The organism is Planococcus lenghuensis (genome assembly GCF_001999905.1).
Lineage (GTDB): Bacteria > Bacillota > Bacilli > Bacillales_A > Planococcaceae > Indiicoccus > Indiicoccus lenghuensis.
Genome location: NZ_CP019640.1, coordinates 515,001 through 534,448, shown reverse-complemented (window position 1 = coordinate 534,448; position 19,448 = coordinate 515,001). Strand labels below are relative to the sequence as shown.

Sequence of the window (19,448 nt, the reverse complement as noted above, 5' to 3'; positions counted from 1 at the left end):
GCAATTGTTATAATAAAATAATTCCAAATAGTTTAATAAGTATTATTGTACTACTTAATAGAAAATTAAACCATTTATTTAGAACTATTTATTATACCGATTTATGTTTTATACAGAGAATGAGAGGTATACGTTGAATAGAGACCTAAAAAAGGAGGAGATCTTAAGATGAAGAAAGTTTCAAAAGTCTTAGCACCTGCCCTCGCTTTAGGAATGCTTGCCGGCGGAAGCGGAGCATTAGCCAACAGTCACACATTTACAATTGAAGCCGGAGATACATTATGGGGCATTACCCAAGAGCGTCCAGATATCACCGTAGATGACTTATATGCCCTTAATCCGGGAATTGACGCTTATAACCTGCAAATCGGTTCAGAAGTGATTATTAGCAGCACTCCTGGCAGCACAAGAGAAACGTTCCATACAGTAGAGCCGGGTGAAACGCTGTACAGCATTGCCAACCTGCACAAGAACCTGACACTCGATGAATTGTATGAACTGAATCCGGGCATCGATCCGTACAATCTGCAGATCGGCTCAGAAGTAAGAGTCAGCGGCACTCCTGACAGCACGGAAACATTCCACACGGTTCAGCCGGGTGAAACGCTGTACAGCATTGCCAATCTGCACGAGAACCTGACACTCGATGAATTATATGATTTGAACCCTGGCATCGATCCGTACAATCTTCAGATCGGCTCAGAAGTAAGAGTCAGCGGCACGCCTGACAGTACGGAAATGTACCACACCGTAGAGCCAGGTGAAACGCTGTACAGCATTGCCAACCTGCACAAGAACCTGACACTCGATGAATTATATGATTTGAACCCTGGCATCGATCCGTACACGCTTCAAATCGGTTCAGAAGTAAGAGTTCAATAACCATTAAAAGCATAGAAATTTAACAATAAAAAGTAGAAAAGAAAGCCATGCGTCAGTTTGATACTGACGCATGGCTCCTTTTTACTTATTCGGGAGATGTCGTTTTGTCATTGTCCGACCCGTGAAAATGCCTGAATGATGACGCACCGGCTTCTGAATTGTTGCCGGTGAACGTCAGTTTGCACTTACCGGTCTACACCACGGAAAAAGCTGCGCCAGAAAAATTCTGACGCAGCTTCTTTTAACTGATTTGTTTCTTCTGAAAGTTACTGTCTCTTCTGAAATTCCCCATAACTTCCATCGTCTCACTGACACTGACAAATGCATGCGGGTCGATGTTTTTGATTAACGGGCGGACATAAGAAAGCTCATAGCGGCTGATGACACTGTACAGCACTTTTAGCTTTGCTGCTGAATAAGCGCCTTCTCCGTCCACCACTGTGATTCCGCGATACAGATTATCGAGCAATTCCTTTTTGACCGCTTCGCCCTTATATGTCACAACCATCAGTGTGAGTTTGATATGGCGTGTGTGGATCCGGTCAACAACCAGGCCGGAAATATAAATCGAAGCCATCGTATACATGGCAAGTTCCCACGAAAAGATAAAACCGGAAATGAAGACCACGCCGCTGTTCAGCACGAACACAAGCGCGCCGAGCGGAAGATCCCGCTTCATTGTCAATAAAAGACCAACGATATCGAAGCCGCCTGTCGAGCCGCCGAATCGAACGATGACACCAGCTGCGACACCGACCAGAACACCGCCGAAAACGGATGATAACAGAACGTCGTCCGTTATCTTCATTACCGGGATATACAACATCGCAATAGATGTCACAGCAACTGAAAAGACACTGTAGCCAATAAACGCTTTACCGAGCTTCATCCAGCCGAGGATGAGAATCGGGATGTTCAGGACGATGAGCCAGAACCCCCCGTTGATCGGTGTCAGCAAACTGAAAATCATCGCGATCCCAGTGATGCCGCCCGCCAAAATCTCGTGCGGCAGTAAAAATAAGTTAAACGCCACACCGAGGAGAATCGCTGCAGCGAAAATGATCGCTAAATTACGTGCTTTATTCACTTTACCGCTCCCATCTTCCATATGTTTCTGGTTACAAAATGACTGCGTTCAAACTTTTATTTCAAAACGGGTCTTTCTAAACCCAAGCATTCAGTCAACACGGAGTACACAATGCGCCATCATTTTTGAACAAAAAATAAAGCCCCTCTTCTTTACTGAAGGGGTTCGGCCTCTCGTATTATAGTGGTAATGCAGCGGGGAGGCAAGGAATACTGCTTGACGGACTAAGAAAGAATTATTGATACTCGAACACCTCGAAATTACCAAAAAAATCCACATTCCAAAAAAGAGGATGCCGGAATGTGGAAACAATATAAGTATACTATTTACGCGACTGTCAGAGCTCTTTTAAATCGGGATGTCGCTCTACTTCTGAAGCAGCTAAGATTTCCGGTTTGAAACCGTTCAGGTCGACGATATCCCGGTTCCCCTCCCGGTGGACGATTACATATCCTTCATATGGCGTCCCTTCGACTTCATCAACGGCTAATCCCCGCTTCGCGTAAAACTCCGTGACTCGGTTTTTCACAGCTGCCGATACTTCGTTTTCATCCGTTTTATGTACCAGTCTTTCACCTTCCGCCAGCGGTTTCACCACTTGCGGGGGTTCCGGTTCCCCTTGATTGAATAATCCCTGCAGAAGCTTCAGGGCTTCTCCGAAACCGATGAAGAGTACGCCAAACATGACTCCCTGTAAAAATATCTCGAAAGCGACGGTGCCTCCGAAGACGCTGAAGGCAAACAGCGCTCTGAATGCATTAATGATCACAATCAAAATTCCTGCAATTTGAAGCATGGTTCCCACGGTGTTATCTGTCCTCGTCATTGTGCATCACCTCCCACTCCCCTTTCGACACTTGGTAAAAGATTTCCTGCTTCATGATAACCCCACTTCCAATTAACGCAAAAAAGACCACCCTTGGATTTCATGAATCCATGGATAGTCTCTCTTATTCTCCTGTCACTTCAGCCACGCTTTATACGCTGCTTAGAGCTTCGAATTCCTGCAGCAATGCCCGGACTTCATCCGTCGACTCGGTATGCATCAATTGATTCCGCAATTCCCCGGCTCCTCGGATGCCACGGACATAAATTTTAAAGAAGCGGCGGAGCGGTTTGAATGCAATCGGCTCGATGTCTGTGGAATACTTGTCATGCAGATCAAGATGCAGCCGCAGGAGATCAAACAACTCCTCGGGACTGTGCTCTTTCGGCTCTTTTTCAAAAGCGAACGGATTATGGAAAATCCCCCGGCCGATCATGACGCCATCGACGCCGTATTTATTGGCCAGTTCCAGGCCGGTCTGGCGATCAGGAATATCTCCATTAATTGTGATCAGTGTATCCGGCGCCACTTCATCCCGAAGTTCCATGATTTCCGGAATCAGTTCCCAATGCGCAGGAACGGCGCTCATTTCTTTTCGGGTACGCAGGTGAATCGACAGATTGGCGACGTCTTGCTCCAATACGTGCCGCAGCCAGCCGCGCCATTCATCCACGTCGGTATAGCCGAGACGCGTCTTCACACTGACCGGCAAGCCGCCCGCTTTCGCTGCCTGGATGATATCAGCAGCATTATCCGGATAATTGATCAACCCGCTGCCTTTTCCTTTTGAAGCCACATTCGGAACCGGACAGCCCATATTGATGTCGACACCTTTGAAGCCTTGCTTCGCCATGCCGATACTCATGTCCCGGAAATGCTCTGGTTTATTGCCCCATATATGCGCCACCATCGGCTGCTCGTCTTCTGTAAACGTCAGTCGTCCCCGCACACTGAAGATTCCTTCCGGGTGACAATAGCTTTCCGTATTCGTAAACTCCGTAAAAAACACATCCGGCCGCGCTGCTGCAGCCACTACATGACGGAATACAACATTCGTCACATCTTCCATCGGTGCCAACACAAAAAACGGACGCGGCAGATCACGCCAAAAATTCTCTTTCATAGTCGAAATCTTATCCTTTCATTAGAGGATGCAAGGCCAGGTCTTCATCCGGACTTTCTTGTTATCTCTATATTGGAACGCAGAATTATTCAATAGCTTTGTAACAGCATTTCATTATTTCTTAACCTTATACAGTTTACATGAGTCCCGCGTTTATGAAAAGCGGCGGGCTCTGAACACGTTTCAGCTGTACAACTCTAATTCGTTTTGTTACTTTTCGGCCGTCTCTTTCATATGCCGCCGGCTAAACGATTTGTTTCCTTATGCAAAAAAAGCGTCAACTCCACTGATCGTGGAATTGACGCTTTTAAATTTTAAAGAATGGCTTACATCATGCCGCCCATTCCGCCCATGTCAGGCATACCGCCGCCTGCATTTTCTTCCGGAATGTCTGCGACGACTGCCTCAGTTGTGAGGAACATCGCTGCAACAGATGCTGCGTTTTGCAGTGCAGAACGCGTAACTTTCGTCGGATCGACGATACCGGCGTCGATCATGTTGACCCATTCGCCGTTCGCTGCGTTGAAGCCTGTTCCGACTTCTTCGCGCTTCAGGCGGTCCACGATGATGGAGCCTTCAAGACCTGCGTTGTCTGCGATCTGGCGCACTGGCTCTTCAAGGGCACGCAGAACGATTTTCACGCCTGTTGCCACGTCGCCTTCCTGTGCTTCTGCCAGCTCATTCACGCTGTTATACACGTTAATGAGGGCGGTACCGCCACCGGAGACGATTCCTTCTTCAACCGCTGCGCGTGTTGAGTTGAGGGCGTCTTCAATGCGCAATTTACGTTCTTTCAGTTCAGTCTCAGTCGCTGCTCCGACTTTGATGACCGCAACACCGCCGGCCAGTTTCGCCAGACGCTCCTGCAGTTTTTCTTTGTCGAATTCAGAAGACGTATCTTCCAGCTGGCCGCGGATCTGGTTGACGCGGGCTGCGATTTTATCGGACTCGCCGGCACCTTCCACGATCGTTGTTGTTTCTTTCGTTACAACAACTTTCGCTGCGCGTCCAAGCTGCGATACATCCGCAGACTTCAGATCAAGTCCAAGGTCTTCCGTGATCAGTTCGCCGCCTGTGAGGGCTGCGATATCTTCGAGCATTGCTTTACGGCGATCGCCGAAGCCAGGTGCTTTGACTGCCACTGCGTTAAATGTGCCGCGGAGCTTGTTCACGACGAGTGTCGCAAGCGCTTCGCCTTCCACATCTTCCGCGATGAGCAGAAGCGGTCTGCCTTGCTGGACAACTTGTTCAAGGACCGGCAGCACTTCCTGGATGTTACCGATTTTTTTATCTGTGATAAGGATATACGGGTTTTCAAGAACAGCTTCCATTTTATCAGAATCTGTTACCATATAAGGAGATGCATAGCCGCGGTCGAATTGCATACCTTCCACGACATCCAGTTCAGTCGTGAAACCACGCGATTCTTCGATCGTGATAACGCCGTCGTTGCCGACGCGTTCCATCGCTTCAGCAATCAGCTGGCCGACTTCGTTGTCACCGGATGAAATAGCCGCGACCTGCGCGATTTCTTCTTTGCCCTGGATCGGCTTTGAAATGTCTTTCAGTTCGCCAAGCGCGCGTTCGACTGCAAGTTCAATTCCCCGACGGATGCCGACAGGGTTCGCACCTGCTGTTACGTTTTTCAGCCCTTCACGGATCATCGCCTGTGCCAGAACTGTTGCTGTTGTCGTACCGTCACCGGCGATATCATTTGTTTTCGATGCAACTTCCGCTACAAGCTTCGCACCCATGTTTTCAAATGCATCTTCAAGCTCGATTTCTTTCGCGATCGTCACCCCGTCATTTGTGATAAGCGGTGAACCGAATTTCTTTTCAAGCACGACGTTGCGGCCTTTTGGTCCGAGTGTCACTTTCACTGCGTTTGCGAGCTGATCCACACCGCGCGCCATCAGGCTGCGTGCGTCTTCTGAGAATTTAATTTCTTTTGCCATGTTCAATTCCTCCTGTCTTGGTTCGTATTCTTAACCGAGTACTGCGAGAATATCACTTTCGCGTAAGATTAAATATTCATTGCCGTCAGATTTCACTTCAGTTCCTGCATACTTCGAGAAGATGATCCGGTCGCCTTCTTTAACTTCCATTTCACCGCGCTGTCCGTTATCCAGCAACGCACCGGCTCCGACTGCGATGACTTTTCCTTCTTGCGGCTTTTCCTGGGCTGAACCCGGCAGGACAATTCCGCTGGAAGTTTTCTCTTCCGCTTCGACGAGCTCGATGACAACACGATCTCCCAATGGTTTTAACAATTGAAACACCCTCCTCAAAATTAATGAATGTAAGTTTGTTAGCACTCTTTAGTCGTGAGTGCTAATCCAATTATCAGTTTACTGATTTCATTCTCCATTTGCAAGCGGGAAGCTGAAAAATTTTTTATCTTTGCGGCTCTCTTGTGAAACCTCTACAATGAAAGAAAAGAACTTTAGACAGGAAAGGAATCACACATGGCTAAACAATATTCTCCCAGACGGAAACGGCGCACGGCGCTGTATGTTTTGCTTGTTTATTTCATCGCCCAGCTTTCGGGAATCTTCCTGATTATCCCGCTCCACAATTATTTTCTTGGCCAGGAATTGAGCGCGGAAGCTGCCCGGTTTGCAGCAGCCGGCTGGGTCACATTCATCACGTTCGGGCTTGGTCTGCTCGTCATCATTTTCCTGATTTTCCGCGATAAGCGTTTCTTTGATATTTGGCAAGGTAAAGAATCCAGTATCTGGGCTGCCATCGGCTGGGGTGTGCTCGGCTTTTTCCTGCTCCTTGTCGGTCAGTCGCTTGCCGCTATCATTGAAGTGGCTTTCGGCATTGAACCCGGCTCTGAAAATACAGCCAGTATTGCAATGGTTGCGGCGGCTGCACCCATCATGATCATCGCCGTCGTGCTGTTCGGCCCGATTCTGGAAGAATTGATTTTCCGGCGTGTCATTTTCGGCTCCTTGAATCAGACGATGAATTTCTGGCTCGCCACAGCGATCAGTGCACTCGCCTTCGCTGCCGTCCATATGGAATTCGTTCACCTGCTGCTGTATTTCACCACCGGTCTGATTCTGGCATTCCTGTATCAGAAGACAAAGCGGCTCCTGACGCCGATCATTGCACATGTGCTCTTAAACAGTTATGTTATGCTCATTCAGCTGAACATTGACCGGATTGAAAATTTCATGCGGCAGCTGGAGGAAATTCAGCGGCTGCAATAATGAAAAAAGAGGCTGTCCCTCACGCGTTTATCCGCGTTTGAGGACAGCCTCTTCCTGTTGTTCTTCGATTACTTGCTGCTGTTCGGCCCGCAGGAATTTGCGGTAGCCGGCCCGGGCGATCACAATGCTCATTTCATACAGCAGGATGAGTGGCACGGTGACCATGAGATGCGAAAAGATATCCGGCGGTGTGATGAACGCCGCAACGACAACAAGAATGAAATACGCGTACTTGCGTGACTTCACCATCTGCATCGGCGTCAGGATGCCGAGTCGCGTCAGGAACAGCATCAGCACGGGCAGCTGGAATACCACACCGAACGGCAAGGTCATCTGGAACAGAAACGTAAAGTATTCGGTGATGCCGATCGTTTCCACGATGTCCATGCTGTCTGAAATCTGCAGCATGAACCCGATGGCGTACGGAAACAAGATAAAATAGCCAAAAGCGATTCCGCCGAGAAACAGCAGAACGGAAAATGGAATGTAGCTCAGTGTCGCCCGCCGTTCCTGATCCAGGAGCCCCGGGCTGACAAATGCCCACAGCTGATACAGAATGACCGGGGACGTTATAATGAGAGAGAGCACCATCATGACTTGAAGGTAAATCCGGAGCGGATCGGTGATCTTGAACGCGTTCAGCTCCAGATTTTCCGCATGGTCGTTGAACTGCAGGAATTCGATCAGCGGACCTGCCAGGAAAAAACTGCCGACAAGCGCCAACAGAAAGAAAACGACTATGATCGCTAGCCGTTTTCGCAATTCCTCTATGTGTTCGACCAGCGTCATATCGTTTTGCTTCATTAACATGACATCCTTACTTTACTTCTTTTTGGTCGTCTTTCTTCTTCACTGGTTCGTCTTCGTCGTCAATCAGCCCTTTGGTGGCATTCTTGAACTCACGCAGCGATGAACCGAATGCTTTTCCGAATTCAGGCAGTTTCTTTGGACCGAAGATGATCAGGGCAACAATCGCAATAATAATCAAACTAAGCGGGCCTGGCATCATAACGGACACCTCCTAACAGTATGGTTTCATTCTACCGTATACGGGCAGCTTTGGCTATTTGCAGCGGTTTGGCAAATGTGACGTTTTTACGAATAAATTGGCAGAATGCACGTTATTTCACTGACGTGATGAATGCCAACGGTTCTTTGTGGAACTATCGCTTGTTGCTGATTTTTAGAACATATGTTTGGTATATTGGAAGCAGGGAGGTGAAAAACAATATGGCCACAAAAACGATTCTGGTTCGGCTGAAGACCCTGACAAAACGAAAGCACAAGCAATTCATCGACGAGCAGAAAGCCTATGCTTCCTTCCTGCGTGAACGAATGCGTCGGGCGGCTCCATAACGGCGAAAAACTATCATCCGCCAACGTGACGGCCGATTTGAAATCCGCCATCCGGAATGAAGCCATCCGACGCGCCAGGAAAGCGGTCGCGGACTTCAAGAACGGGGCGGCGAAGAAACTGCCGACATTCCGAAGCTCGCTCGGGATCAGCATCAATAACCAGAACTGGAACAGCGTCGAAAAGAACGGCCGCTGGCACATCGCCTTCACGAGCAACACCGGCAAAAAAGCGTTGCCTGTACATGAAAGCGCCGACGTGAAGACGTTCTTCCCGTTCCTCACAAAGGACAACCGGGAATTCCGCGGAACGATGGCGCTGCTCCGCAAAGGCAGGGACTGGTATGCCGCCATCCCGATCCAGACAAGTTCCGATCTGCAGGATAAGACGATCATCGAAGCCGACTGCACATCCGTCGGTGTTGATTTGGGCCTTCGCCATGTGGCTGTTCTCTCGGAACCCATCAGCGGAAAACGCCAATTCTTTTCGGGCAAAGAGATCGGATACATCCGCCGTCACTTTCGTTCCCTGCGCCGTTCTCTCGGTCAGAAAAAGGCACCGCGTGCCATCGAACGCACAGGTAAAAAAGAAAGCCGCTGGATGAACGACTACAACCGAAAGCTCGCAAACGACATCGTCGATTTCGCCCGGCAATTCGATTCGCCGCTGATCAAACTGGAACAATTGGACGCGATCCGCACGACGTGCCGCAGCCAGAAACGCGCGGACCGAACGATCCATTCCTGGGCGTTTTATCAGCTGAAGCAGTTTATCAAGGAACGGGCGGCGAAGTTCGGGATTCCCGTCGTGGACATCGACCCGTACCAAACAAGTCAGGCCTGTTTCCGGTGCGGCCACGCAGAAAAGGCGAATCGGCAGAAGGAAAAATTCAGCTGCCGGCAATGCGGCCACACGAACCACGCGGACTTGAACGCCGCGGCGAACATCGCAGCACGCACGAGCCTGGCGGTGTAGCGAAGAATCGTGTCCTTCGTGATAGACCAGGTGCCCATGCGGTACGATCCGACATGGGAGCCTCGCATGGCACGAGGTACGGCGGTCATGACGACGGCGGGTCAGAAATGGACCAACACGGCGACTGTCGCGAGACAGGCGCTCCGCCCGAGTGAGCCGCCCCCACACCTGTTCAGGTGTTTCCACTGGAAGCTCGGTACTTCAGTGCCGAGAGGATGTCACGTCTCTTGCTGGTGGATAAAATAAATTAATGTCTGCAGTTCGACAGACAAATCGATTGTATGAATCCGGATTCGGTCCGGCACATCAAGCCGCACCGGTGTGAAGTTGAGAATCCCTTTAATATCCGTACCGGCAAGCCGGTCTGCGAGCGGCTGTGCGGCTTTTGCCGGCACCGTCAGAATGACCAGTTCGATGCTGTGTTCAATCAGTTTTTCCTCAAGGACATCCGGATGAAAACTGAAAATACCGCTCCGTTTCTCCCCTGCATGGGGGCTTCCTGTATCGAATGCGAGCACAATCTTCGTATTGTGATTGCGATGGAAATTATATTTTAAAAAGGCGCTGCCTAAACTTCCGACCCCGATCAGCGCGACATTCGTGGCTTCATCCCGGTCCAGAATGCTCCGGAAAAACTGCAGCAGCTCTTGCACATCATAGCCGTACCCTTTTTTCCCGAATGCACCAAATTGTGAAAAGTCCCGGCGGATCGTCGCCGAGTCGATTTTCATTGCTTCACTCAGTTCACGGGAGGATACACGGATTTTGCCGGCATTCGAAAAGTTCTGAAGAAACCGGTAATACAGCGGCAGGCGCTTTGCAGTCGCCTGTGGGATTTTTGGAACTTCATACAAGGAAAACACCCTCCTGCGGTTGGTTCAAATCGTTACTATCTTACCCGACACACCCTGTTCTGTAAAGCCGCTCCGTTGCAGACCGGCAATACTTCGGCTAAACTTGAAAAAGAATCGAGGTGAACCGGATGATCGTTTTACAAGTGAATAACATCCAGAAATCATTCGGCGCGGAAGAAATTCTCGCCAGCGCCAAATTGGAAGTTCAGCACCGGGACCGCGTTGCACTCGTCGGCCGGAACGGTGCCGGAAAATCGACATTATTGAAAATCATTGCCGGTGAATTGTCATATGACAGCGGTGAACTGATCATACCGAAAGATCTATCCATCGGCTATCTCGAACAGCATTCAGGTATTGATTCCAAATTGTCCGTATGGGATGAAATGATTACTGTGTTTGAGCATTTTCGCGGTCAGGAAGCCCAGCTGCGGAAACTTGAAATGCAGATGGCAGACCCGGATATCTACGGGGATCCGGTGCAAAACAGCAAAGTCATGGCTGAATATGATGCCCTGCAGCATGCCTTCAAGGATGCAGGCGGCTATCAGTATGAAGCGGATACCCGCGCTGTGCTCCATGGCATGAAGTTTTACCCGGAAGACTATGACAAGCCGGTCGCTTCCCTGTCCGGCGGTCAGAAAACCCGGCTGATGCTCGCAAAGCATTTGCTCGCAAAGCCCCAGCTGCTCATCCTTGATGAGCCGACGAACCATTTGGATATCGAAACGCTCCGCTGGCTCGAATCGTATTTGAAAAGCTATCCGGGTGCCTTGCTGATCGTATCGCACGACCGCTATTTCCTCGACCAGGTCGTCACAATTGTCTATGAGGTATCCAGGCGCCGCACAAAGAAATTCACCGGCAATTACAGCCGCTACTTAGCGGAAAAAGCGAAGCAGTATGAGCTGGACCGCAAGCAATTCGATAAGCAGCAGGAAGAAAAGGCCAAATTGGAGGATTTCGTGCAGCGCAATATTGTGCGGGCTTCCACGACAAAATTGGCCCAGAGCCGGCGCAAAGTGCTCGAGAAGACCGATTGGATGGATGCACCGGAAGGCGATGAAAAATCAGCCCGCTTCGGCTTCACGATTGCCAGACAGAGCGGCAATGACGTCCTGGTGGTCAACGATGCTGCTGTCGGCTATGAAGGCAAACCGGTGACTCAAGATGTCTCGCTGAAGCTGTATCGCGGGGACAGCCTCGCACTGGTGGGCCCGAACGGGGTCGGCAAGTCGACGCTATTGAAGGCATTGGTCGGTGATGATACGCTGCTCAATGGTTCTGTTCAGTTCGGCACCGGCGTGAAAATCGGCTACTATGAACAGGAACAGGCCAATTTAGCAGGCAATAAAACGGTGCTGAATGAGTTATGGGATGATTATCCGCAGACGCCCGAAAAAGACATCCGGACGATTCTCGGCAGTTTCCTGTTTACCGGTGACGACGTGTTGAAGTCTGTCGCTTCGCTATCCGGGGGTGAAAAAGCCCGGGTGGCGCTTGCTAAACTCATGATGCAAAAAGCGAATGTGCTGATTCTTGATGAACCGACCAACCACTTGGATCTCGACAGCAAAGAAGTGCTTGAGGCGGCATTGATCGATTATCCGGGTACGCTTTTGTTTGTGTCACACGACCGCTATTTCATGAACCGCATTGCCACTAAAGTCGTGGAATTGTCTCCTGAAGGAACAGAAGAATTTCTCGGGGATTACGATTATTATTTGGAGAAAAAGCAAGAAGCAGCAGAACTTCTGGCATTGGAAGAGGAAACTATGCAGACTGCCACCGCTCCAGCCGCCACGTCCCGCCGTCTCGACAAAGAGCAGCAGAAACGGGAGCGGCAGCTAAGCCGGCAGCTGACAGCCATCGAAGCTGAAATCGAAGAACTCGATAGTCAGATTGCTGCTGTGGAACTCCAGCTCTGTGAGCCTGAAGTGTTTCAGGATCATGAGCGCGTGCTGCCGCTGCAGCAGGAACTTGAACAGCTGAAAACTACACACGACGAGCAGACAGAGCGCTGGGTGGAACTTCAGGAAGAATTGGAACAATTTACAGACTGACTGCATGCACCCAGCATGCAGTTTTTTTGATGGTTTTCACCGTCAATACCCCCATTCTGCTCAAAATCCATCTTTTTTCTTCCCTCAAGCTACTTATTTCCGTACAAATCGGCCCTTCCTCCCCCACCAATCACTACTTGCCAAGACACCACCTCAATATATGGGTCAAGACCTTTTCAAAAATTTTTTATTGCCGAAAAGTTATCCACAGGCAACTTGTTATAAAATCAGCTATCAACAGAGTTTTCCACATTATCCACAGGAAAAGATAGGGTTATACACATTTTTTCAGAAAATGCTTGACACAATATATAGAATTTAGGCATAAAGGCTTAAAAGTTATTCACAAGTTATTCACAAAATGTGTATAAGTACAAATGTTCTCTATTAATAGAATACATAACGGAAGTGAAAAAAACGGATTTTCCGTTTACTGAATGTAAATGGAAAATCCGTTCTATTGCCACGAAGTTAGAATCAGTCCCGGCCGGCCGTTCATCGCCATAGTGCTGCGGATGCCTTTATCAAACATCACTGCACCAGCTGCTGCAATCATTGCCGCATTATCCGTACAGAGCGGCAGCGGCGGGATATAAAACGGGATGCCTTTACTGCTGAACTGCTCAGTCAGCGCGGAACGAAGTCCTTTATTGGCCGCAACGCCGCCGGCTGCAATTACCTGTTTAACATTATAGTGTTCGGCAGCCCGCACTGTCTTAGCCGTTACGACTTCCACAACACTTTCCTGGAAACCGCAGGCCACTGCCGCCGGATTTACTTCTTCCCCCGCTGAGCGGTATTATGGAGATGATTCAGTACAGCTGATTTCAGTCCGCTGAAACTGAAGTCATACGAACCATCCTCCAGCCAGACCCGCGGAAACTGTACCGCTTCTGCACTTTCCTGTGCAAGCCGGTCTACATGCGGTCCGCCTGGATAAGCCAAGTTCAGAGACCGCGCGACTTTGTCATACGCTTCCCCCGCCGCATCGTCCCGGGTTTCACCGATCACTTCGAAACTGCCATGTTCTTTCATATATACAAGTTCCGTATGCCCTCCTGAAATAACAAGTGCTAGCAGCGGGAACTCCATCTCCTGGACTAGCCGGTTGGCATAAATGTGACCGGCAATATGGTGAACACCCATAATCGGCAGACTATTGGCAAACGCAAACGCCTTTGCTGCATTTACCCCAATCAGCAATGCGCCGACGAGGCCAGGTCCTTCCGTGACTGCCACAGCGTCCAGTTCGCGCGGCTTCATGCCCGCTCGCGTAAGGGCTTCTTCAATCACCATTGTGATGCGTTCCACATGATGACGGGAAGCAATTTCCGGCACAACTCCGCCAAAGCGTTTATGACTGTCGATTTGAGACGACACCACATTAGAAATAATTTCAGTCCCATTTTTCACAACCGATGCCGCTGTTTCATCACAACTGGTTTCAATCCCAAGTATATATCTATCATTAATCATTAAAAGTCACCCACATCACGAGTGCATCCTCGTAGTTATCTGTATAGTAGCGCTTTCGGACTCCGCCTTCAATGAATCCGAGTTTCCTGTATAGATTCTGTGCTGTTTCGTTGCTGACACGGACTTCAAGGGTCATATGCCGGGCCCCTTGCTCTTTCGCTGCTTGGATGGCAGCGCGCATGAGGCCTTCCCCCAATTTTTTGCCGCGTTCCTGCGGCAGAATCGCCACATTCGTTATATGGGCCTCATCCAGGATCAGCCACATTCCGCAATAACCGACAACCCGTTTATCGGCTTCCGCAACAAGATACAGCGCATTATCGTTATAGAAGACTTCATGATAAAAGGCATCCCGCGTCCAAGGAATAGTAAAAGACTGCAGCTCAATGGCATACACTTGTCCGATATCCCTTGCTGTCATTTCCCGGTATATCACATTTTCACTCATTGGCTGAACCCTTCTGAGCCTGTAAGTACTTTGCTTCCGCTTCTGCCAGCCGACGATATTCCGGTACTGCCTCATGTGCCGCCACTGCTGCTTCCTGCCGGGCAAGCCGAATAAGCACAGAAGCCCGGGGAAGGCGGCGATCCAGCTCAATGAAGTGCGCCTGTCCGTTCAGAACTGTCTGAATCGCTTCTTCATGTAAAGCAATGTCCGGTCCGGTAAATAGAACCGGCTCATCCAGCTCTTGTAATTCAGCCAGCAGATCAGCCAGCTCCTGATGGCGCTCTTCAGCAACCGGCTGCAAATCTGTTCCTTTGTACAGACCGGCGAATACAGTCCCCCGCCTTGCATCGATAACTGAACAAATTATACCCGCAAACTTTTCACCGTTCGCTGCCAGCACTTTCAAGCTCGATACTGGAACAAGCGGAATGTCTAATGTCCAAGCCAACGTTTTGGCAATCGTCATGCCAATCCGGACGCCTGTATACGAGCCGGGGCCTTCTGCAACGGCAATATGCGTCAATTCGTCGGGAGTAAGCGAAGCGCGCTTCAGCAACTCTTCAATGACCGGCATTGCAGTCAGGGAGTGATTGACTTTCAGGTTTGAAGTTTCTTCTATTAAAGTTATACCATCTTTCACCAGCGCGACAGTCAGCGGTGAATTGGATGTGTCAATGCCAAGATAAATCATTTCATTAACTCCTTGCAGAGAAATTCATATCGCTCACCGAACGGATGAAACGAGAAGCGGCGGGTATCGCCTGCTTCACGGGCAATCCGGATCTCCAGTCGCTTTGCCGGCAGATATTCTTCAATGAATTGCGCCCACTCCACGACAATTACCGCATTTTCTTCAAACAGTTCATCAAAGCCAATATCTTCATCACTGTCTTCCAAACGATAAGCGTCAATGTGATTCAGCTTCAGCCGCCCCTCATACTGCTTCAGAATAGTGAATGTCGGGCTATTGACGTTGCGGCTAATGCCGAGTCCTTGTGCCAGCCCTTTTGTAAACGTGGTCTTGCCGGCACCTAGATCGCCCTCTAGAGTAATCAAATCCTTCGGGCTGAGAAATGAAGCGAGCTTCACAGCCATTGCTTTTGTTTCTTCCGGCGAATGTACGTTCAGCGTATAAATCATTTCACAAAACCCCTTTAGCGATTCTGTTCATAGTGTAGCGGAGTTTCCTCCGGGATTCAAAAATTTTTCAAAAAAATAAACACAGCATCTGCGCTGTGTCAATCTCTTCTTATAAATGGCGGTCCCGACGGGAATCGAACCCGCGATCTCCTGCGTGACAGGCAGGCATGTTAACCGCTACACCACGGGACCTCTCATATCTTACTGCTTCATTGCATGTAAGCGACAAATCTAATTATATCATTTCCGTATAATTCTGCAAGGCTTTTCATGAAAAGTAGGAAGGAATTCAACTTTCCTCTCACTCTTCTCCGAGCATCCATGTCTCTTTCACTTGGCGAAAACTTAAGCTTTCACATACACGGTGGGCAGGCCAATTTTCCGTAAAGATATTAAGTGCAACGTGAGCATGCCTACATTCCCGAAAGCAAATGAAGCTTTGATGAATTGTACTGGCAACATGTCCTTGGCGCCGATAATCCGGCATCGTAAAAACAGCATGCATAAAGCCAGCCGTTTCTTTTCATGGCAACACCCCGGCAATAGTCAGGTCTCCATCAAACGCAGTGAATATTGTACTGAACCGAGCGCCGCAGAAACTAACGGGAAACTGAAGAAAAAATGAGATTAGTCATTACCATCAGGCCGCTTAAAAATTTAGCAGGCTATCTTTTTCTGCATTCAAAAAACAAAAAAGCAGACCCGAAAGCGAAATGCTTTCGGGTCTGCTTTTAATTGCCCAGCGACGTCCTACTCTCACAGGGGGAAGCCCCCAACTACCATCGGCGCAAGAGAGCTTAACTGCCGTGTTCGGGATGGGAACGGGTGTGGCCTCTCTGCCATCATCACTGGACTTATTTGGTTGAGTGCTTGTTCACTCAAAACTAGATAACCGACATTGAAATGCTGTGGTGTCTAGCTCGGTGGCCAGGCCCTCGGGTCGTAAGCCGTCCCATTCTGGAAATCAGGATTTCCGCCATGGGCCGTCTCTACGCCGGTCGGGCCTTGCGTGGCCACCTGCGCTTTTCTTTGGTTAAGTCCTCGATCGATTAGTATTCGTCAGCTCCACATGTCGCCATGCGTCCACCCCGAACCTATCCACCTCATCGTCTTTGAGGGATCTTACTTACGTAAACGTAATGGGAAATCTCATCTTGAGGGGGGCTTCATGCTTAGATGCTTTCAGCACTTATCCCGGCCACACATAGCTACCCAGCGATGCCTTTGGCAAGACAACTGGTACACCAGCGGTGTGTCCATCCCGGTCCTCTCGTACTAAGGACAGCGCCTCTCAAATTTCCTGCGCCCGCGACGGATAGGGACCGAACTGTCTCACGACGTTCTGAACCCAGCTCGCGTACCGCTTTAATGGGCGAACAGCCCAACCCTTGGGACCGACTACAGCCCCAGGATGCGATGAGCCGACATCGAGGTGCCAAACCTCCCCGTCGATGTGAACTCTTGGGGGAGATAAGCCTGTTATCCCCGGGGTAGCTTTTATCCGTTGAGCGATGGCCCTTCCATGCGGAACCACCGGATCACTAAGCCCGTCTTTCGACCCTGCTCGACGTGTCTGTCTCGCAGTCAAGCTCCCTTCTGCCTTTGCACTCTGCGAATGATTTCCAACCATTCTGAGGGAACCGTTGGGCGCCTCCGTTACTCTTTAGGAGGCGACCGCCCCAGTCAAACTGCCTGCCTGCCACTGTCTCCCCGGCCGATAAGGCCGGCGGGTTAGAAGTCCAATACAGCCAGGGTAGTATCCCACCATTGCCTCTGCGTAAGCTGGCGCTCACGCTTCTTCGGCTCCTACCTATCCTGTACAGGCTGTATCCAACTTCAATAGCAGGCTGCAGTAAAGCTCCACGGGGTCTTTCCGTCCTGTCGCGGGTAACCTGCATCTTCACAGGTACTATAATTTCACCGAGTCTCTCGTTGAGACAGTGCCCAGATCGTTACGCCTTTCGTGCGGGTCGGAACTTACCCGACAAGGAATTTCGCTACCTTAGGACCGTTATAGTTACGGCCGCCGTTTACTGGGGCTTCGGTTCGCACCTTCGCTTGCGCTAAGCGCTCCCCTTAACCTTCCAGCACCGGGCAGGCGTCAGCCCCTATACGTCACCTTACGGTTTTGCAGAGACCTGTGTTTTTGCTAAACAGTCGCCTGGGCCTATTCACTGCGGCTCTCTCGGGCTGTTCACCCAAAAGAGCACCCCTTCTCCCGAAGTTACGGGGTCATTTTGCCGAGTTCCTTAACGAGAGTTCTCTCGCACACCTTAGGATTCTCTCCTCGCCTACCTGTGTCGGTTTGCGGTACGGGCACCTCCCGCCTCGCTAGAGGCTTTTCTTGGCAGTGTGAAATCAGGGACTCCGGGGATACTTCCCCTCGCCATCACAGCCTGGTGGTTGTGGGAACGGGATTTGCCTCGTTCCCCACCTCACTGCTTGGACGTGCGCAACCAACGGCACGCTCACCCTATCCTCCTGCGTCCCCCCATTGCTCAAATGGCGGGGAGGTGGTACAGGAATATCAACCTGTTGTCCATCGTCTACGCCGTTCGGCCTCGACTTAGGTCCCGACTAACCCTGAGCGGACGAGCCTTCCTCAGGAAACCTTAGGCATTCGGTGGAAGGGATTCTCACCCTTCTTTCGCTACTCATACCGGCATTCTCACTTCTAAGCACTCCACCGGTCCTTCCGGTCCGGCTTCAACGCGGCTTAGAACGCTCTCCTACCACTGTTCATACGAACAGTCCGCAGCTTCGGTAATCCGTTTAGCCCCGGTACATTTTCGGCGCAGTGTCACTCGACCAGTGAGCTATTACGCACTCTTTAAATGATGGCTGCTTCTAAGCCAACATCCTGGTTGTCTAAGCAACGCCACATCCTTTTCCACTTAACGGATATTTGGGGACCTTAGCTGGCGGTCTGGGCTGTTTCCCTCTTGACGACGGATCTTATCACTCGCCGTCTGACTCCCAAGCACAAGTCACTGGCATTCGGAGTTTGTCTGAACTCGGTAACCCGGGATGGGCCCCTCATCCAAACAGTGCTCTACCTCCAGGACTCTTTCGCTTGAGGCTAGCCCTAAAGCTATTTCGGAGAGAACCAGCTATCTCCAGGTTCGATTGGAATTTCTCCGCTACCCACACCTCATCCCCGCACTTTTCAACGTGCGTGGGTTCGGGCCTCCAGTGAGTGTTACCTCACCTTCACCCTGGACATGGGTAGATCACCTGGTTTCGGGTCTGCGCCCCCTTACTCATTCGCCCTATTCAGACTCGCTTTCGCTGCGGCTCCGCCTTCTCGGCTTAACCTTGCAAGGAATCGCAACTCGCCGGTTCATTCTACAAAAGGCACGCCATCACCCATTAACGGGCTCTGACTACTTGTAGGCACACGGTTTCAGGATCTGTTTCACTCCCCTTCCGGGGTGCTTTTCACCTTTCCCTCACGGTACTGGTACACTATCGGTCACTAGGGAGTATTTAGCCTTGGGAGATGGTCCTCCCGGATTCCGACGGAATTCCACGTGTTCCGCCGTACTCAGGATCCACTCGGGAGAGAAGCGCATTTCGCCTACGGGGCTGTTACCGCGTATCGCGGGCCGTTCCAGGCCGCTTCAGCTATGCGCTTCTTTTATCACTCCACTGTTGAGTGTCCTACAACCCCAAGAGGCAAGCCTCTTGGTTTGGGCTGTTCCCGTTTCGCTCGCCGCTACTTGGGGAATCGCATTTGCTTTCTCTTCCTCCGGGTACTTAGATGTTTCAGTTCCCCGGGTCTGCCTTCTCATGCGCTATGAATTCACGCATGGATCCCGCCCCATTACAGGCGGGGGGTTTCCCCATTCGGAAATCTCCGGATCGTCGCTTACGTACAGCTCCCCGAAGCATATCGGTGTTAGTGCCGTCCTTCTTCGGCTCCTAGTGCCAAGGCATCCACCGTGCGCCCTTTCTAACTTAACCTCAAATTAAAAAGAATCACGTGCATCACTCGCGTGATACGGT

Annotated in this window: 17 protein-coding genes, 1 tRNA gene, 2 rRNA genes and 1 pseudogene; 5 read left to right on the top strand and 16 right to left on the bottom strand. The window is 50.3% G+C overall.

The window, feature by feature from the left end; translation table 11 throughout:
• Window positions 1-168: 168 nt before the first annotated feature.
• Window positions 169-882, top strand: coding sequence for a LysM peptidoglycan-binding domain-containing protein (locus B0X71_RS02905; RefSeq protein ID WP_077588038.1), 714 nt, complete (start codon window positions 169-171; stop codon window positions 880-882).
• Between the two features lie 241 nt (window positions 883-1,123).
• Here B0X71_RS02905 and B0X71_RS02900 read toward each other — a convergent pair whose 3' ends face one another.
• The 5 genes from B0X71_RS02900 to groES form a co-directional block, all read right to left on the bottom strand.
• Window positions 1,124-1,969, bottom strand: a complete 846-nt coding sequence (locus tag B0X71_RS02900; RefSeq protein ID WP_077588037.1) for a YitT family protein — start codon at window positions 1,967-1,969, stop codon at window positions 1,124-1,126.
• A 337-nt stretch (window positions 1,970-2,306) separates the two neighbouring features.
• Window positions 2,307-2,795 carry a hypothetical protein gene (locus B0X71_RS02895; protein ID WP_077588036.1) on the bottom strand — a complete coding sequence of 163 codons (489 nt, stop codon included), beginning with the start codon at window positions 2,793-2,795 and terminating at the stop codon, window positions 2,307-2,309.
• Window positions 2,796-2,946: 151 nt separating this feature from the next.
• Window positions 2,947-3,918: a tRNA dihydrouridine synthase gene (locus B0X71_RS02890; RefSeq protein ID WP_077588035.1), complete on the bottom strand. Its 972-nt coding sequence runs from the start codon at window positions 3,916-3,918 to the stop codon at window positions 2,947-2,949.
• A 326-nt stretch (window positions 3,919-4,244) separates the two neighbouring features.
• Window positions 4,245-5,873, bottom strand: a complete 1,629-nt coding sequence (groL, locus tag B0X71_RS02885) for a chaperonin GroEL (RefSeq protein WP_077588034.1) — start codon at window positions 5,871-5,873, stop codon at window positions 4,245-4,247.
• Between the two features lie 30 nt (window positions 5,874-5,903).
• Window positions 5,904-6,188: a co-chaperone GroES gene (gene groES, locus B0X71_RS02880; RefSeq protein WP_077588033.1), complete on the bottom strand. Its 285-nt coding sequence runs from the start codon at window positions 6,186-6,188 to the stop codon at window positions 5,904-5,906.
• A 195-nt stretch (window positions 6,189-6,383) separates the two neighbouring features.
• Here groES and B0X71_RS02875 point away from each other — a divergent pair, with 195 nt between their 5' ends.
• Window positions 6,384-7,133: a CPBP family intramembrane glutamic endopeptidase gene (locus B0X71_RS02875; RefSeq protein WP_077588032.1), complete on the top strand. Its 750-nt coding sequence runs from the start codon at window positions 6,384-6,386 to the stop codon at window positions 7,131-7,133.
• 27 nt (window positions 7,134-7,160) lie between these two features.
• On the opposite strand, the gene tatC is transcribed toward B0X71_RS02875, so the two are convergent.
• On the bottom strand, window positions 7,161-7,937 hold the full coding sequence (gene tatC, locus B0X71_RS02870) for a twin-arginine translocase subunit TatC (RefSeq protein ID WP_077588031.1): 777 nt from the start codon (window positions 7,935-7,937) through the stop codon (window positions 7,161-7,163).
• A gap of 13 nt (window positions 7,938-7,950) precedes the next feature.
• A complete protein-coding gene (gene tatA, locus B0X71_RS02865) occupies window positions 7,951-8,139 on the bottom strand; it encodes a twin-arginine translocase TatA/TatE family subunit (RefSeq protein WP_077590875.1) in 189 nt (62 codons plus the stop codon).
• Window positions 8,140-8,363: 224 nt separating this feature from the next.
• On the opposite strand from tatA, the gene B0X71_RS21515 reads away from it, so the two are divergent.
• Both B0X71_RS21515 and B0X71_RS02860 read left to right on the top strand, forming a co-directional pair.
• Window positions 8,364-8,489, top strand: coding sequence for a hypothetical protein (locus tag B0X71_RS21515; RefSeq protein WP_269750094.1), 126 nt, complete (start codon window positions 8,364-8,366; stop codon window positions 8,487-8,489).
• Entirely contained in the window at window positions 8,446-9,462 is a 1,017-nt protein-coding gene (locus B0X71_RS02860; protein WP_077588030.1) for an RNA-guided endonuclease TnpB family protein, read from the top strand. Before B0X71_RS21515 ends, B0X71_RS02860 begins: the two co-directional genes overlap by 44 nt.
• 218 nt (window positions 9,463-9,680) lie before the next feature.
• Here the strand turns inward: B0X71_RS02860 and B0X71_RS02855 are convergent, their stop codons facing one another.
• Entirely contained in the window at window positions 9,681-10,316 is a 636-nt protein-coding gene (locus B0X71_RS02855) for a redox-sensing transcriptional repressor Rex (protein ID WP_077588029.1), read from the bottom strand.
• Window positions 10,317-10,444: 128 nt separating this feature from the next.
• Here B0X71_RS02855 and B0X71_RS02850 point away from each other — a divergent pair, with 128 nt between their 5' ends.
• Window positions 10,445-12,379, top strand: coding sequence for an ABC-F family ATP-binding cassette domain-containing protein (locus B0X71_RS02850; RefSeq protein ID WP_077588028.1), 1,935 nt, complete (start codon window positions 10,445-10,447; stop codon window positions 12,377-12,379).
• Window positions 12,380-12,836: 457 nt separating this feature from the next.
• Here B0X71_RS02850 and tsaD read toward each other — a convergent pair.
• The 8 genes and pseudogenes from tsaD to B0X71_RS02810 form a co-directional block, all read right to left on the bottom strand.
• A pseudogene (tsaD, locus tag B0X71_RS02845) lies at window positions 12,837-13,855 on the bottom strand (tRNA (adenosine(37)-N6)-threonylcarbamoyltransferase complex transferase subunit TsaD).
• Window positions 13,848-14,303 carry a ribosomal protein S18-alanine N-acetyltransferase gene (rimI, locus tag B0X71_RS02840; RefSeq protein WP_077588027.1) on the bottom strand — a complete coding sequence of 152 codons (456 nt, stop codon included), beginning with the start codon at window positions 14,301-14,303 and terminating at the stop codon, window positions 13,848-13,850. Before rimI ends, tsaD begins: the two are co-directional and overlap by 8 nt.
• Window positions 14,296-14,994, bottom strand: a complete 699-nt coding sequence (gene tsaB / locus B0X71_RS02835; RefSeq protein ID WP_077588026.1) for a tRNA (adenosine(37)-N6)-threonylcarbamoyltransferase complex dimerization subunit type 1 TsaB — start codon at window positions 14,992-14,994, stop codon at window positions 14,296-14,298. The genes rimI and tsaB overlap by 8 nt, the downstream gene beginning before the upstream one ends.
• On the bottom strand, window positions 14,991-15,443 hold the full coding sequence (tsaE, locus tag B0X71_RS02830; protein ID WP_077588025.1) for a tRNA (adenosine(37)-N6)-threonylcarbamoyltransferase complex ATPase subunit type 1 TsaE: 453 nt from the start codon (window positions 15,441-15,443) through the stop codon (window positions 14,991-14,993). Before tsaE ends, tsaB begins: the two co-directional genes overlap by 4 nt.
• Window positions 15,444-15,559: 116 nt before the next feature.
• Window positions 15,560-15,635: transfer RNA gene (locus B0X71_RS02825), tRNA-Asp, on the bottom strand.
• 109 nt (window positions 15,636-15,744) lie between these two features.
• Window positions 15,745-15,948, bottom strand: a complete 204-nt coding sequence (locus B0X71_RS21715) for a GNAT family N-acetyltransferase (RefSeq protein ID WP_156889782.1) — start codon at window positions 15,946-15,948, stop codon at window positions 15,745-15,747.
• Window positions 15,949-16,180: 232 nt separating this feature from the next.
• Window positions 16,181-16,296, bottom strand: a 5S ribosomal RNA gene (gene rrf / locus B0X71_RS02815).
• A 176-nt stretch (window positions 16,297-16,472) separates the two neighbouring features.
• Window positions 16,473-19,406: ribosomal RNA gene (locus tag B0X71_RS02810) — 23S ribosomal RNA — on the bottom strand.
• Window positions 19,407-19,448: the final 42 nt, after the last annotated feature.